Source organism: Pseudomonas sp. PS01300, assembly GCF_029960155.1.
GTDB classification, from domain to species: domain Bacteria; phylum Pseudomonadota; class Gammaproteobacteria; order Pseudomonadales; family Pseudomonadaceae; genus Aquipseudomonas; species Aquipseudomonas palmensis.
In genome coordinates this window covers 1-15,456 of record NZ_JASCPN010000091.1, presented here as the reverse complement: position 1 = coordinate 15,456, position 15,456 = coordinate 1, and the positions used below count along the sequence as shown (strand labels likewise).

At 64.9% G+C, this 15,456-nt stretch carries 13 protein-coding genes; 7 read left to right on the top strand and 6 right to left on the bottom strand.

What is annotated here, in order from left to right; all coding sequences use genetic code 11:
- Positions 1-146: 146 nt before the first annotated feature.
- Both queD and QMX96_RS25260 read right to left on the bottom strand, forming a co-directional pair.
- Complete coding sequence (gene queD, locus QMX96_RS25265; protein ID WP_043861143.1) at positions 147-503, bottom strand: 6-carboxytetrahydropterin synthase QueD; 357 nt, start codon at positions 501-503, stop codon at positions 147-149.
- A 51-nt stretch (positions 504-554) separates the two neighbouring features.
- Entirely contained in the window at positions 555-1,637 is a 1,083-nt protein-coding gene (locus tag QMX96_RS25260) for a patatin-like phospholipase family protein (RefSeq protein ID WP_078481103.1), read from the bottom strand.
- A gap of 156 nt (positions 1,638-1,793) precedes the next feature.
- On the opposite strand from QMX96_RS25260, the gene QMX96_RS25255 reads away from it, so the two are divergent.
- The 4 genes from QMX96_RS25255 to QMX96_RS25240 are packed head-to-tail and all read left to right on the top strand — an operon-like array spanning position 1,794 to position 4,403.
- Positions 1,794-2,102, top strand: coding sequence for a PepSY domain-containing protein (locus QMX96_RS25255; protein WP_043861141.1), 309 nt, complete (start codon positions 1,794-1,796; stop codon positions 2,100-2,102).
- Positions 2,102-2,416, top strand: a complete 315-nt coding sequence (locus tag QMX96_RS25250; protein ID WP_043861140.1) for a PepSY domain-containing protein — start codon at positions 2,102-2,104, stop codon at positions 2,414-2,416. The genes QMX96_RS25255 and QMX96_RS25250 overlap by 1 nt, the downstream gene beginning before the upstream one ends.
- On the top strand, positions 2,416-3,084 hold the full coding sequence (locus tag QMX96_RS25245; protein ID WP_043861139.1) for a response regulator transcription factor: 669 nt from the start codon (positions 2,416-2,418) through the stop codon (positions 3,082-3,084). The genes QMX96_RS25250 and QMX96_RS25245 overlap by 1 nt, the downstream gene beginning before the upstream one ends.
- Positions 3,081-4,403 carry a sensor histidine kinase gene (locus QMX96_RS25240; protein WP_078481102.1) on the top strand — a complete coding sequence of 441 codons (1,323 nt, stop codon included), beginning with the start codon at positions 3,081-3,083 and terminating at the stop codon, positions 4,401-4,403. The genes QMX96_RS25245 and QMX96_RS25240 overlap by 4 nt, the downstream gene beginning before the upstream one ends.
- 5 nt (positions 4,404-4,408) lie before the next feature.
- On the opposite strand, the gene QMX96_RS25235 is transcribed toward QMX96_RS25240, so the two are convergent.
- Positions 4,409-6,556, bottom strand: a complete 2,148-nt coding sequence (locus tag QMX96_RS25235) for a methyl-accepting chemotaxis protein (RefSeq protein WP_054916516.1) — start codon at positions 6,554-6,556, stop codon at positions 4,409-4,411.
- Positions 6,557-6,821: 265 nt separating this feature from the next.
- On the opposite strand from QMX96_RS25235, the gene QMX96_RS25230 reads away from it, so the two are divergent.
- The gene (locus QMX96_RS25230) at positions 6,822-8,141 is read left to right on the top strand and encodes a Na+/H+ antiporter NhaC family protein (protein WP_054916515.1); all 1,320 of its coding nucleotides are present in this window, start codon (positions 6,822-6,824) and stop codon (positions 8,139-8,141) included.
- A gap of 30 nt (positions 8,142-8,171) precedes the next feature.
- Here QMX96_RS25230 and QMX96_RS25225 read toward each other — a convergent pair whose 3' ends face one another.
- The 3 genes from QMX96_RS25225 to QMX96_RS25215 all read right to left on the bottom strand — a co-directional run bounded on the left by QMX96_RS25225 (position 8,172) and on the right by QMX96_RS25215 (position 12,754).
- Complete coding sequence (locus QMX96_RS25225) at positions 8,172-9,176, bottom strand: FecR family protein (RefSeq protein WP_043861136.1); 1,005 nt, start codon at positions 9,174-9,176, stop codon at positions 8,172-8,174.
- Positions 9,177-9,332: 156 nt separating this feature from the next.
- Positions 9,333-11,102, bottom strand: coding sequence for an acyl-CoA dehydrogenase C-terminal domain-containing protein (locus QMX96_RS25220; RefSeq protein WP_282362647.1), 1,770 nt, complete (start codon positions 11,100-11,102; stop codon positions 9,333-9,335).
- A gap of 29 nt (positions 11,103-11,131) precedes the next feature.
- The gene (locus QMX96_RS25215) at positions 11,132-12,754 is read right to left on the bottom strand and encodes an acyl-CoA synthetase (protein WP_088514884.1); all 1,623 of its coding nucleotides are present in this window, start codon (positions 12,752-12,754) and stop codon (positions 11,132-11,134) included.
- Positions 12,755-12,952: 198 nt separating this feature from the next.
- Here QMX96_RS25215 and QMX96_RS25210 point away from each other — a divergent pair, with 198 nt between their 5' ends.
- Together QMX96_RS25210 and QMX96_RS25205 are read left to right on the top strand one after the other, a co-directional pair.
- Positions 12,953-14,752: a PAS domain S-box protein gene (locus QMX96_RS25210; RefSeq protein ID WP_043861133.1), complete on the top strand. Its 1,800-nt coding sequence runs from the start codon at positions 12,953-12,955 to the stop codon at positions 14,750-14,752.
- Positions 14,753-14,766: 14 nt separating this feature from the next.
- Entirely contained in the window at positions 14,767-15,393 is a 627-nt protein-coding gene (locus QMX96_RS25205; RefSeq protein ID WP_282362646.1) for a response regulator, read from the top strand.
- The last annotated feature ends 63 nt before the right edge of the window (positions 15,394-15,456 follow it).

The following is a 15,456-nucleotide window of genomic DNA, read 5'->3' as shown; positions in this document are numbered from 1 at the left end:
AGAGTAGGTCATCGTCAAGATTAAATTCCGAAACCCCTATCTGCATCTGCAGGTAGGGGTTTTGTCTTTGTGGGCTGAAAGTTTCCTGCAAGGCGGGCATAAAAAAACCACCTTGGGAGGTGGTTTTCAGACATGTCACTGTCAGCTCAGTCGCCGTAATACTCGCAGCCACTGGTGCAGGTCTCATGGATACGCACCTTGCTCAGTTCTGGCAGCAACGGCTTGACCTGGTCCCAGATCCATTTGGCAATCACTTCGCTGGTCGGGTTCTCCAGGCCAGGGATGTCATTGAGGTAGTTGTGGTCTAGCTGCTCGTACAGCGGCTTGAAAATCGCCTTGATCTCCGAGAAGTCGCGAATCCAGCCGGTATGCGGATCCAGCTGGCCGGTCAGGTGCAAGGCAACCTTGAAGGAGTGGCCGTGCAGGCGCCCGCATTTGTGCCCGGCGGGCACATTCGGCAAGCGGTGGGCCGATTCGAAGGTGAACTCTTTGAAAATTTCCACGGTATCTTAGAACTCTGAAAACCAATGCTGACCGGCAGTTTAACAGCAAGCCTACTTCAACGGTTGCAGATGCTGGTGCAGCTTGCCGGTTTCCACCAGTTCCAGGAACTCGTCGCCCAGCCGCTGGCTTTCGCTCATGGCGGTACGCCAGTAACGTTGGCGGTTACCGGCATCGCCCATGAAGCGCTTGAAGTCGCTGCGATCCGGCAGCTTGCCGTAGGGCAGGCGGGCCAGGTACTGCGGCGAGGGTGCCAGCAACAGCACGTTCTGCAGGTACTGCGCATTGCTGCGCCGCCAGGGCAGGGCCTTGTCGAACCACCCCGGCACCACCTTGTGGGTGAAGTGAGGGTAAAGCACGATGTCCTCGCCGCTGTAGGGCAGGTCGAGGTGATAGTCGAGCAAGCCACCATCCCGGTAGGTGCCCGCCCCGACTCCCGGAATGTCCCGCACGCCTTCCATCACCATGGGAATGGAGCCTGAAGCGAGCAGGGCATGACGCAGGTTGTCGACCGCCAGCGGCAGACAGCGCGAAGGGAAGTCCGTGAGGGGGTTCAACGGCGGTGCGCAGCGTGCGTCATGCAGGATCACGCGTTCGAAGTGCCGGGCCAGCCGCGAACGGCTCACGAGGTTGTCGGCAATCACCGACGACAGGCCTACGCCCAGTCGGCCTCGATGATCGTGCTGAAGCAGGCCGTGGCTTCTGACCAGCATGATGTTGAGCCGATAGTGGGGGTTGTCGAGAATGCGAGCATCCTGGCCCTCCAGCAGGTCATCGAGCATGCGACGACAGCTCTGGCTGACCTGGGCCTGGGTCACGCCCTTGGCGAAATCCTGCTCGGTATACAGATGGCCCAGGCGCAGCAGGGCCTGGGCGGGGTCGGGCAGGCAGGCACTGGCGAAGCGCCAGGAGCCGATCGATGCCCCGATCAGCGAGCGCGCGCGCGGTGCTGTGGGCAGCCACTGGCCGAACAGCGCCAGGTCGATACCCTGGATACCCAGCGCCTTGGGGCCGCCTGCAGCGCCCGGTAGCACCCCCACGTCTGCAGCCTGCAGACCGCGTTCACGTACATGGGCAAACGCCCGCGTGCCGGCCTTGAGTGTCAGCGCTGGAAACTTGATCTGGATTGAGCTCATAAGGGCCTCGTTGTCCTGGATCAACGATTATAGAGAAGCGTGGACGGAACAGGGGCGCGCCTGAGCTATCATGGCGCCAGTTGTTTTCAGTTTCAGTTAAGTTCGGTTCGGTATTCTGAACCCGTAAGCAAGATTGATCCTAAATGGAGAGACACGATGAAAACATTGACTGCCCTGTTCGCCACCGCCGCCCTTGCCCTGAGCGCCAACGTTGCGCTGGCTAAAGACATCCCCACCAATGAAGTCGTGCAGCTGGTCCAGGCCAAGACCATCCTGTCGCTGGATGACCTCAACGCAAAAGCGCTGGCCAAGCATCCGGGTGCCACCATCAAGGACTCCGAGCTCGAGGACGTGTACGGCCGTTATGTGTACAAGGTCGAACTGCGTGACGCGCAGAACGTCGAATGGGACGTGGACCTTGATGCCAAGACCGGTGAAGTACTCAAGGACGCCAAGGACACCTGATGACTGCACGCAAGCGAACGGCACCGTGGCTGTTCCTCGCATTGCTGGTCTTCTGTACGCCGGCCCTGGCCCGCGACCTCGATCAGGATGAAGCCCTGGAGCTACGTCAGAAGGGCATCATCCTGCCGCTGGAGCAACTGTTGAACTCCGCCCTGGGGCGTTACCCCGGGGCGAAGTTGCTTGAGGCGGAGCTGGAAGAGAAGCACAACCGCTACGAGTACGAAGTCGAGCTGGTCACCCCGCAAGGGGTCGTACGTGAAATCAAGTTCGATGCACGCACGGGTGTGCTGATCAAAGATGAGGAAGATGACTGATGCGCCTGTTACTGGTCGAGGACAACGTCCCGCTGGCCGATGAACTCACCCAGAGCCTGCAGCGCCAGGGCTACGCCATCGACTGGCTGGCCGACGGCCGAGATGCGGTGTACCAGGGTAGCAGCGAGCCCTATGACCTGATTATCCTGGACCTGGGCCTGCCCGGCCTGCCCGGCCTCGAGGTGCTGGCCCAATGGCGCGCCGGCGGGCTGTCGACTCCGGTGCTGATCCTGACCGCACGGGGTTCCTGGGCCGAGCGCATCGAGGGCCTCAAGGCCGGTGCCGACGATTACCTGAGCAAACCCTTTCACCCCGAAGAGCTGCAACTGCGCATCCAGTCGCTGCTGCGCCGCGCCCGTGGCCTGGCCAACCAGCCGACCCTGCAGGCCGCCGGCCTGCACCTGGACGAAGGCCGCCAGTGCGTGAGCCGCGACGGGCAGGACGTGCAACTGACCGCCGCCGAGTTTCGCCTGCTGCGCTACTTCATGTTGCACCCGCAGCAGATCCTTTCCAAAAGCCACCTGGCCGAGCACCTCTACAACGGCGAAACCGAGCGCGACTCGAATGTGCTCGAAGTACACGTCAACCACCTGCGCCGCAAGCTGGGGCGCAGCGTTATCGAAACCCATCGCGGCCAGGGCTATCGCTTTGGCGGAGTGGTCGAGTGAAGTCGATCCAGGCGCGCCTGAGCCTGGGGCTGGTCGGTGTACTGGTGGTGGTCGGCCTGGCCCTGGCGCAGATCAGCCTGTGGCTGTTCGAGGTCGGGTTGCAGCGCTACCTGGAGACGGGGTTGCGCAAGGAAAGCGAAAACCTGCTGGTGGCGCTGGTGCGCGGCCACAGCGGCCTCGAACTGGACGAGCGACGTCTGTCGTCGGCGTACCAGCGGCCGTTTTCCGGCTACTACTTCCGTATCGATTTCGAAGGGGGCAGTTGGCGTTCCCGCTCGCTCTGGGACATGGACATGCCCCGTCCGCCAACTCCCGGCCTGCACGCGGGCCTGGAGCTGGGCCCGGCTGGCCAGCAACTGCTGGTGCTGCGTGCCGACTACCGGCGCCTGGGCCAGGCGATCTCGATCAGCGTGGCGCAGGACTATACCCCCGTGCGCGACGGCTTCCGGCGCATGCAGCAGCTCGGCCTTGGCCTGGGGCTGGTGGCGCTGCTGTTGATTCTGGTGCTGCAACGCATCACGGTCACACGCTCCCTGCGCCCACTGGAACGCACGCGCGAACAGATCGCCCAACTGCAGCAGGGCAAGCGCTCGCAGCTCGACAGTGAGGTGCCTGTCGAACTCGAGCCCCTGGTGGCGCAGATCAACCACCTGCTGGCACACACCGAAGACAGCCTCAGGCGTTCACGCAACGCGCTGGGTAACCTGGGGCATGCCCTGAAGACCCCCCTGGCGGTGCTGATGAGCCTGGCGTCGAGCGAGCGCCTGAACGACCTGCCCGAGGTTCGGGCCCAGTTGCAGGCTCAGCTGGAGCAGATCCAGCAACGCCTGAGCCGCGAACTCAATCGCGCCCGGCTGGCCGGCGATGCCCTGCCGGGGGCGCATTTCGATTGCGCCACCGAACTGCCGGGCCTGCTATCGACCCTGGGCATGATTCACGGCGATCACCTGCTCATCCGCCATCAGGTGCCCGATGGGCTGTCCTTGCCCTGGGACCGCGAAGACCTGCTCGAGCTGCTGGGCAACCTGCTGGACAACGCCTGCAAGTGGGCCGACAGCGAGGTCTGCCTGAGCATCGAGCAAGAGGGCGGGGTGTATCGCCTGTGGGTGGACGATGATGGCCCGGGCATCCCCGAAAATGCCAGGGCGGGGGTGCTGGAGCGCGGTGCGCGGCTCGACGAACAGGTCGATGGCCATGGGCTTGGCCTGGGCATCGTTCGCGATATCGCCGAAGCCTGGGGTGGGCAGATGAGGTTGCTGGAAAGCCCGCTGGGCGGGCTGCGGGTGAGCATCGAGCTACCCCGCAGGGTAGCCCGATAACACCATCAGACGCGGAACTGGTCCATCAGCCCCTGCTGCTGGTTGGCCAGGCTGTTCAGCGACTGGCTGACCCGCGCCGACTCATTGGCCTGCTCCGAGAGTGACTCGGTCACATCGCGAATGGTCGCCACGTTGTTGTTGATTTCCTCGGCCACCGCGCTCTGCTCTTCGGCGGCACTGGCAATCTGCAGGTTCATGTCGCTGATCACGGTGACGGCCTCGCCGATCTGGCGCAGCGCAGTCACGGCCTGACCGACCTGGTCGACGCTACCCTGGGCCTGGCGGTGGCTGCTGTCCATGGCGCCCACCACCTCGCGGGTGCCGGCCTGCAGTTGCTCGATCACCTGACGGGTCTCCTCCACCGACTCCTGGGTGCGTCGGGCCAGGTTGCGCACCTCGTCGGCCACCACCGCAAAGCCGCGCCCGGCTTCCCCGGCACGGGCCGCCTCGATGGCGGCATTGAGCGCCAGCAGGTTGGTCTGCTCGGCGATGGAGCGGATCACTTCCAGTACCGAACCGATCTTCTCGCTGTTGTCGGCCAACCCTTCGACCTGGGCCATGGCGGTGTTCATGTCGGCTGCCAGGGTATCGATGCTGGTGGTGGTGCGGTCGATCACCGCCAGGCCCTGACGGGTCGCCTGGTCGGCGTCACGCGCCGCCTGGGCCGCTTGCGCAGCACTGCGCGCCACATCCTGGGCGGTGGCGCTCATTTCGTGGGACGCCGTGGCCACCTGGTCGACCTGACGGTACTGCTGCTCCATGCCGGCGCTGGTCTGCGAGGCAATCGCCGAGGACTGGTCGGCAGTGTCGCGCGCCGCCTGCACCGAGCGTTTGACCTCGGCGATGATCGGCTGCAGCTTGTCGAGGAAGCGGTTGAACCAGCCGGCCAGTTCCCCCAGCTCGTCGCGCTTGTCGTAGTTCAGGCGGCGGGTCAGGTCGCCTTCGCCGCTGGCGATGTCCTTGAGCATGGCGGCCACGCCCAGGATGGGGCGGGTCACACTGCGCGCCATCACCCAGATCAGCAGCAGCCCCACGATCGCGGCCAGCACACCCAGGCCAAGCTCGATCAGGGTGCCACTGGTATTGCGCTGGTCGAGCTCGTTCTTGAGGGTCTCGGCCGGGCCGGTCAGGGCACTTTGCGGCACATCCAGCAGCACGCCCCAGGGCTTGCCCCCCGGAATCGGTGCAAACGATGCCAGCACCTTCAGGCGCTCGTCCTTGTGGAGGCTCTGCAGGGGCGTGCCGCTGCTCAGCAGGCCTATCAGCTCCTTGCCGCTGGTGCTGTCGACCTGGTCGAAGCGTTGCGCCAGCTTGCCCGCATCCGGGCTGTAGCCGGCCAGCAGGCCGACCGGGCTGATGATGCCGATGCGGGTCTGGCCCTGGTACAGGTTCTGGCTGGCCTGCTGGCTCAGCGCCTGCAGGCTGTTCAGGTTGATGTCGATCGACAGGGTGGCGACCACCTTGTCGGCCACGATCAGCGGGAACACGATGCTGGTCATCAGCACCCGCTGACCGGCGATGTCATAGAAGTAGGGTTCGATCACGCAGGTCTTGCGCGTGGTACGCGGGCACACCGACCAGGTGTTGGCCGGCTCGCCGCTGGGGCCGATGCTGGTGTCGGTCATGTCCTTTTCGGGCAGCGCCATCGAGGTCAGCTTGCCGGGCGTGGGCTGCGACCAGTACAGGGCAAAGCGGCCGGCCTCGTTGCTGCCCAGCTCGGCCTGGTTGGCGAACAGGGCATCCTTGTTGTCCAGGGCGTTGGGCTCGAACACCAGCGACAGCCCCAGCAGGTCGGGGTTGGCCTGCAGCGCGGCGCGCACCTGGCGGGTCATGTCCTCGCGCAGGTCGAAGGCGTCCAGAAAGCGCTTTTCGGCCTGCTCGCGCAAAAACAGCACCTGGCGCGCAAAGCCTGCACCGTACTGGTAGGCATCCATGAACTGGCGGCGGATGCTCAAGGCCTGGACTTCGCCCTGGGACTCGATACGCGACTGGGCCGCTTCGGTCAGCATCTGCATGCTGCTGGCCTTGACCAGCTCGGAGTTGTGCTCCATGCGGTACAGCGAAAGGCCCACCAGCAGCGTAACGATGCTGGCCAGGCAGAGCCCGGCCAGCAGGGTGATTTTCCACTGGATGGAAAGTTGTCTCGACGACATGACGAAGTCCTTTGATCCAAAAAAAGATTGAGGCTGACGACTGTAACGGCCAGGCGCAGTTTTTCTTTATTCAAACGTTCAATTGAAATGCGTCGTTTTCAGTCATGCATGCGACCCGCGTGCAGCCGTCTAGCCCCGTACTTTGACAAGTGGCGGGTGCTGCTTCAGAGTGTGCGCCCTCCCATAAAAACACCTGTCGTTCGGCCACTGCGCTCGCAGTCTGTCGCCGCAGCGCAAGCTTTGTCTGGTTTCTAGAGGTCATGAAATGAATGCAGTAATTGCCGCGGTCGGCATCATGCTGATATTGAGCCTGGCCCGTGTGCACGTGGTCATCGCCCTCATCATCGGCGCGCTCGCCGGCGGCCTGGTGGGCGGCCTGGGTATCGAAGGCACGCTCAAGGCGTTCAACGGCGGCCTGGGTGGCGGTGCCACGGTGGCATTGTCGTATGCGCTGCTGGGCGCATTCGCCGTGGCCATCGCCAAGTCCGGGCTGGCCCATGCGCTGGCCGATCGCGCCCTGTCGATGTTCCATGGTCAGCGCAATGCCGAAGGCGGCAAGATCAAGTGGCTGCTGATCGGCCTGTTGCTGGTGGTGGCGATCTCGTCGCAGAACATCCTGCCCATTCATATCGCCTTCATTCCGCTGCTGGTGCCGCCGCTGCTGTACGTGCTGACTCGCCTGCAGATCGATCGGCGCCTGGTGGCCTGCGTGATGACTTTCGGCCTGATCACCCCCTACATGTTCCTGCCAGTGGGGTTCGGCAACATCTTCCTCAATCAGATCCTGCTGGCCAACGTCAGCCGTAGCGGGGTGGACGTCAGCGGCGTCAACGTGACCCAGGCCATGGCGATACCGGCGGCGGGCATGCTGTTCGGGTTGCTGCTGGCGGTGTTCTTCAGCTACCGCAAAAAGCGCGTGTACGACGTGGCAAAGATCGAGCAGGTCGAGCAGGTGGCCGTCAGCTACAACCCGTTGACGCTGATGGTGGCCGGCTGTGCGATCGCCGCGGCGTTCATCATCCAGCTGTGGCTGGACTCGATGATCATCGGTGCGATGGCGGGCTTTCTGATCTTCTCGCTGTCGGGCATCGTGCGCTGGAAGGACACCGATGACCTGTTCACCGAAGGCATGAAGATGATGGCCATGATCGGCTTCATCATGATCGCCGCGTCCGGCTTTGCCGAGGTCATGAAGGCCACCGGCGAAGTGAAGACCCTGGTGGAGGCCTCGGCCGGCTGGATCGACCACAGCAAGGCGGTCGGGGCGCTGCTGATGCTGCTGGTGGGCCTGCTGGTGACCATGGGTATCGGTTCGTCGTTCTCCACGGTGCCGATCCTGGCGGCGATCTTCGTGCCGCTGTGCGTGCAACTGGGCTTCGACCCGCTGGCCACCGTGTGCATCGTCGGCACTGCCGGCGCGTTGGGTGATGCCGGCTCACCGGCGTCGGACTCGACCCTGGGCCCGACCTCGGGCCTGAACGTCGACGGCCAGCACCATCACATCTGGGACACGGTGGTGCCGACCTTCCTGCATTACAACCTGCCGTTGCTGGCGTTCGGCTGGGTAGCGGCGATGGTGCTGTAGCGCGCCAGGGTGCAGAGCTGGGCGCGAGGCTCAGCTTTTTCGCGGGGGCGGCGAGATGCGGTTGAGCACCGTATCGCCGTTCTTGTTGCGCGTCAGGTACACCGGCAGCACCTTGGGCATGTTGCTCACCAGGCGATTGACCTCGGTGGTGTTGTAGATGCCGCTGATGCGGATGCTGCCGGTACTGGCGTCCGCCAGCAGCAACGGCGTTTCCAGGTAGCGGTTGATCAGCGGCAGGGCCTGGTCCAGTGGCAGATTGTCGAGGATCAGCTTGCCGCCGCGCCAGGCCAGGCTGGTGTCGTGGGCATAGGTCTGGCTGAGGGCCGGCTCGTAGTCGCCGCGACGGTAGCTGGCCTGCATGCCGGGGCCCAGGCGATAGCCGCTGTCCGGGTCGCTGCTGTTGCTGCTGACCAGCACCGAACCTTCCACCAGGGTGACCTTCACCTGGTCCTGATACTTCCACACGTTGAACTGGGTACCGGTCACCCGGGTCTGGCCCTTGCCGGCACGCACCACGAACGGGTGCTGGGTATCGTGCTGCACCTTGAAGAAGGCCTCGCCGTTGACCAGCGTCACCCGTCGTTCGTCCTTGTAGTTGGCGTAGCGCAGGGTGGTGTTGAGGTTCAACTCCACCTCGCTGCCATCCGGCAGCACCGCGCGGGCGATGGCATTGCCGCTTTCAACGCGCTCATAGCTGTTGGGCAGCCAGCCCTGTTCCCAGCCCACCCAGGCGCCAATCGGCAGCGCCACCAGCGCCACGGCCGCAGCCGAGGCCAGCCGACGCAAGGCGCGCCCGCGGGGCCTGGCTGACAGGGTGATTACCGGGGCAGCAGGGCGGGGCAGGTGGTCGGCGGTCTGCCAGATCTCCTGCATGGCCTGGAATTCCTGCTCGTGCAGTGGGTCGGCTGCGCGCCATTGCGCGCAGGCGGCACGTTCCTGTTCACTGCAGTCCTCAGCATGCAGGCGCATGCACCAGTGCGCAGCGGCATCGGTGATGGCATCAAGTTCGGCTGCGCTGAGGCTGGTTTGGTTCATTGATACTCCCGGTTTTGGCCATTCTACCCTTGGCAGGTGGCCAACGAGAACCGAGTTCATCGTGAATGACTATCAGTTGTAAGAAATATTTGAACGAAAAACCACGCAAATGCGTGGTTTTTATCGTTTAAGCACCCGCCTGGAGCGTTGCGCGGCTCAGAACAGCTCGGCTGGCAACTGGTACAGCGGCGCACTGCCTGCGCGGATGCTGGCCTGCAACGACAGTACCCTGGGCAGCAGACGCTCGACGTAGAAGGTAGCCGTGGCCAGCTTGGCCTCGTAGAACGCCGGCTCCTGCTCGCGCCGTTCGCGGGCAGTGGCCGCCATGCGCGACCACATGTAGGCGTAGGCCACATAGCCGAACAGGTGCAGGTACTCCACCGACGCCGCGCCCACCGCGTTGGCATCACCGGTGGCCTGCTCGCGTACCCACTGGCTCACGCTTTCCAGCTGCGCCAGGGCATGCAGCAGCGGTTCGCACAGGGGCGGACGGGTTTCACAGAAGCTGCGGATCTCGTTGGCGAACAGCGCCAGCGACTGTCCGCCATCGGCCACCACCTTGCGCCCCAGCAGGTCCAGCGCCTGGATGCCGTTGGTGCCTTCGTAGATCTGCGCGATGCGAACATCGCGCACCAGCTGTTCCTGGCCCCATTCGCGAATGTAGCCATGCCCGCCGAACACCTGCTGGCCCAGTACGCAGCTTTCCAGGCCCATGTCGGTGAAAAACGCCTTGGCCACCGGTGTCAGCAAGGCCACCAGGCGCTGCGCGGCCTCGCGCTCCTCCGGCTGCTCGGCGTACTTGGCGATATCCAGCTGCAGGCCGACATAGGTGGCGAACGCCCGGCCGCCTTCGGTCAGGGCGCGCATGCTCAGCAGCATGCGCCGTACATCGGCATGCACGATGATCGGGTCGGCCACCTTGTCGCTGGCCAGCGGCCCGGTGGCGGCGCGGCTTTGCAGGCGGTCCCGGGCGTAGCGTGCGGCGTTCTGGTACGACGCCTCGGCGCAGCCGATGCCCTGGATGCCGATGGACAGGCGCTCGTAGTTCATCATGGTGAACATCGCCGCCAGGCCGCGGTTGGGTTCGCCCACCAGGTAGCCCACGGCGCCATCGAAGTTCATCACGCAGGTGGCCGAGGCCTTGATGCCCATCTTGTGCTCGATCGATCCACAGCTCACCGCGTTGGTTTCACCCAGACTGCCGTCCTCGCCCACCAGGCGCTTGGGCACCAGAAACAGCGAGATGCCCTTGGGCCCGGCCGGCGCGTCGGGCAGCTTGGCCAGCACCAGGTGCACGATATTCTCGGTCAGATCCTGGTCGCCGCCGGTGATGAAGATCTTGGTGCCGCTGACCCGGTAGCTGCCATCGGCCTGGGGTTCGGCCTTGCTGCAGATGATCCCCAGGTCGGTACCTGCATGCGGTTCGGTCAGGCACATGGTGCCGGCCCACTGCCCGCTGTACAGCGCCGGCAGGTAGGTGGCCTTCAATGCATCGCTGGCGTGCGCGTCGATGGCCAGGCAGCAGCCGGCGCTCAGCGCCGAATACAGGCTGAAGCTGCAGTTGGCGGCGTAGAGCATCTCCTCGAACTGCACCGCGAGCATCTTGGGCATGCCCAGGCCGCCGTACTCGGGGTTGCCCGCCAGCCCGACCCAGCCGCCTTCGCGGTAGGTCTGCCAGGCCTGCACGAACCCCTGCGCAGTGGTGACCCGACCCTGCGCGAAGTGCACGCCTTCCTCATCGCCGCTGCGGTTGAGCGGCGCAATCAGCTGGCCGGTGATCTTGGCCGCCTCTTCCAGGATCGCATCGGCGGTATCGCCGTCGACGCTGGCCGCCAGCGCCGGCAGGCGTGCCCACAGGGCCGGGCCCTGGAACACTTCGTGAAGAACAAAACGCATGTCGCGCAGCGGTGCATTGAACTCAGGCATAACGGTTTCCGAATAAAGGTGAAAAAAGGTCAGAGCGCCTTGGCCCAGTCGCGCAACAGGTACTTCTGGATCTTGCCCGTGGAGGTTTTCGGCAGTTCGCTGAACACCACGGTCTTGGGCAGCTTGAAGCCGGCCAGATGCTCGCGGCAGAAGGCGATGATGTCCGCCTCGCGGGTACCTTCGAAACCGGCCTTGAGGGTGACGTAGGCACAGGGGGTTTCGCCCCATTTTTCATCCGGGCGGGCGACCACCGCAGCCTCGAGCACGGCCGGGTGGCGGTACAGCGTGTCTTCGACCTCGATGGTCGAGATGTTCTCGCCTCCGGAAATGATGATGTCCTTGAGCCGGTCCTTGATCTCCACATAGCCGTCGGCATGCCACACTGCCAGGTCGCCGGTATGGAACCAGCCGCCTCGGAAGGCTTCGGCGGTGGCCTCGGGGTTCTTCAGGTAGCCCTTCATCACGGTGTTGCCGCGCATGAAGATCTCGCCCAGCGTGTTGCCGTCGCGGGCCACCGGCTCAAGCGTTTGCGGGTCGGCCACCATCAGCCCCTCGAGGGTAGGGTAGCGCACGCCCTGGCGCGACTTGATGCGGGCCCGCTCCTCCAGCGGCTGCGCGTCCCATTCGGCATGCCAGGCACACACCGTCACCGGGCCGTAGACCTCGGTCAGGCCGTAGACGTGGGTCACCTTGATGCCCATTTCCTCCACCGCGCCGATCACCTTGGCGGGTGGCGCCGCCCCGGCCACCATCGCGTTCACGGGGTGGTCGATGGCGGCCTTGGCCGAGTCGGGCATGTTGATCAGCGCATTGAGCACGATCGGTGCGCCGCACAGGTGGGTGACCTGGTGCTCGCGAATCAGGGTCAGGATCTTCTGCGGGTCGACCCGGCGCAGGAACACATGGGTGCCGGCCAGGGCCGTCACGGTCCACGGGTAGCACCAGCCATTGCAGTGGAACATCGGCAGGGTCCACAGGTACACCGGGTGGTTGCCCATGGCCCAGGTCATCTGGTTGCCCAGTGCGTTCAGGTAGGCGCCGCGGTGGTGGTAGACCACCCCCTTGGGGTTGCCGGTGGTGCCGGAGGTGTAGCTCAACGAGATCGCCTGCCACTCGTCCTCGGGCCAGTGCCACACGAACTCGGGGTCGCCCTCGGCCAGGAAGGCTTCGTAATCCAGGTCGCTGACGGCGCGGCCCTCGCCGTACTCCGGGTCGTCCACATCGATCACCAGCGGCGGGTGGGCCATCAGGCCCAGCGCTGCTTCGATCACCTTGTGGAATTCGCGGTCGGTGATCAGCACCTTGGCTTCACCGTGCTCGAGCATGAACGCGATGGCCTCGGCATCCAGGCGCACGTTCAGGGCGTTGAGCACCGCACCGATCATCGGCACACCGAAATGCGCCTCGAGCATGGCCGGAATGTTGGGCAGCATCACCGCCACCGTATCGCCCAGCCCGATGCCGCGGCCGGCCAGGGCGCTGGCCAGGCGGCGGGAGCGCTGGTAGGTTTCCTGCCAGTTGCGGCGGATGGCACCATGGATCACCGCCGGGTAATCGCCATAGACCGCAGCCGTGCGTTCGATGAAACTCAGCGGGGAAAGGGCGACATGGTTGACGGGGGCGGGCTGCAGGCCCTGGGAGAAGATCGACATGAACGGTTCCTGTGCAGGAGGCAGCCGCGATCAGGCGCTGGCTGAAACCTCCGATGGCTGATTGTTAGCTCTGATCAGGTTTCTGGAAGGCGGTACGCAGACCGACTTCGGTGTTTCATTTTTACGCTGTTCTCCATATTACTTGGAAGATAGACTATAGCAATATGGTATAAATACTATAAAAAGCCGGAGTCCCAAGTGACCTTTCCTCCCTCGGCCTTGCTCGACAAGGACCCGCAACCCACCGTGCTGCTCGATGCCGCCGCCCAGGTGGTGGCCGCCAACCCGGCGGTGCAGGCGTTGTTCGACACCTGGCCCAAGCCGCCCGTGGGCAGCCTGCTGCCTGCCAACTACAAGGCGCTGGTGAGCGCCTGCCTGCACCAGCAGCGGGCGATTGCCGAGGTCGAGGCCCTGGTGCAACAGCGTATCCTGTTGTGGACCTTCGTTCCGCTGGAGGGCGGCCTGCAGGTGCTGGCCCGCTGCCGCGACGCCACGGTGGAGCGCCTGGCCGAGCGCGAGGCCAGCCAGGCACGTCGGTTGTACCGCCTGATCACCGAAAACACCACCGACCTGATCTCGCGCCATACCCCCGACGGGTGTTTCCTGGATGCTTCGCCGGCCTCCTATCGCCTGCTGGGCTACTGGCCGGAAGAGCTGCGCGGGGTGGCGGTGCAGTCGCTGTTTCACCCCCAGGACCGCCAGCAATCGCTGCTGCAGGCCTCCCAGGCGCTGGAGCAGGACGGCTACCAGACCATGACCTGCCGCGTGCGCCACCGCGATGGCCGCGACCTGTGGTTCGAGATCGCCAGCCGCGCCATCCGCGAAACCTACACCGGTGCGGTGGTCGAGATCGTCAGCGTGTCACGCGACATCACCGTGCGCATCGAAGCCCAGGAAAACCGCCGGCGCCTGGCCGAGGTGGTCGAGGCCAACACCGACCTGGTGCTGTTCACCGACCCCGCCGGCCAGCTCACCTACCTCAACCGTTCGGCCCGGCGAGCACTGGGCCTGCTGGAGGTGCAGGCCGTGCCGCCCCTGCGCGAGCTGCTGGACGAAGAAGCCCTGCAACGCCTCGACGAAGAGGGCTGGGCCTGCGCCGAGCGCGAAGGGGTGTGGCAATGCGAGGCGCGGCTGGCGCCCTACAACGGCTCGGCGCCGTTCCCGGTGTCGCTGGTACTGCTGGCGCACCGGGCCGCAGGTGGCGAGCGCTACTACTCGCTGGTGGCTCGCGACATGACCGAGCGCGAGCTGCGTGAACGCCAGCAGCGCCGACACCAGGATGAACTGGCGCACACCGCGCGGCTGGTCACCCTGGGCGAGCTGGCCTCCGGCATCGCCCACGAGATCAACCAGCCGCTGGCAGCGGTGGTCAACTATGCCAGTGCCAGCCAGCGCTACCTGCTGGCGGTGGAGCGTGACCCGCAGGCGGCCGGGCGGGTCGCCCAGGGCCTGCAGCGCATCACCGAGCAGGCCACCCATGCCGCCGAAGTGATCAAGCGCCTGCGCTCGTTCCTGCGCAAGGAGCCGCGCCGCTTGCAGGCGCTCAACGTGGCCGATGTATCGCGCGAGGCCGTGCGCCTGTGTGCCTGGGAGGCGGCGCAGGCCCAGGTGACCATCGAGCAGCACATGGTGTACAACCTGCCGCCGGTATACGCCGACCGTGTCTTGCTCGAACAGGTCCTGCTCAACCTGTTGCGCAACGCCATCGACGCCAACCGCGAACAGCATGCCGGGGCGCCTTCGCGCGTGCTGATCAGCGCCGACCAGCAGGCCGGTTGGCTGCGTATCCAGGTGGCCGACCAGGGCCCCGGGGTGGCCGCCGAGCAGCTGGACGGCATCTTCACCCCGTTTACCACCAGCAAGCCCGAAGGGCTGGGGCTGGGCTTGAGCATGAGCCGCAGTATCGTCGAAGGGTTCGGCGGTACCTTGCAGGCGCACCCGGGTGATACCGGCGGATTGATTTTGTGCTGTCGGCTGGCGCCGGTGGCCAGTGCATGAACAAGGGGATTTCCATGCAGGAACCGAAGGTCTACGTGGTCGACGACGATCAGGGCATGCTCGACTCCACCGTCTGGCTGCTGGAGTCGGTGGGCCTGCAGGCGCTGCCGTTCACCAGTGGCCAGGCTTTTCTGGAGGCCTGCGATGCGGCGTTGCCGGCGTGCGTGCTGCTGGATGTGCGCATGCCCGGCATGGGTGGGCTGAGCGTGCAGGAAGCCTTGCGCGCCCGGGGCGTGCAGGTGCCGGTGATCTTTGTCAGCGGGCATGCCGATGTGCCGATCGTGGTACGCGCCTTCAAGGCCGGGGCCATCGATTTCATCGAGAAGCCCTACAACGACCAGTTGTTGCTCGACAGCGTGCAGGATGCCCTCGGGCGCTCGTCACGGGTTCAGGTCAGCAGTCGCCAGCGCGATGAAGTGCAGGGGCGCATCGACAGCCTCACCCCGCGTGAGCGCGACGTGTTCGTGCCCCTGGTGCAGGGCTATACCAATCGGGAGATTGCCGAGCAGTTGCAGGTCAGCGTGAAGACCGTGGACCTGTACCGTTCGCGGGTGACGAAGCGCATGCAGGCCGAACACCTGCCGGACCTGGTGGGGATGGCGATTGCGTGTGGGGTGGTGGACCCCTTGAAACTGCGTTGAATGCATCGCGGGTCAAGCCCGCTCCCACAGGTACAGTGCAAGCCTGTGGGAGCGGGCTTGACC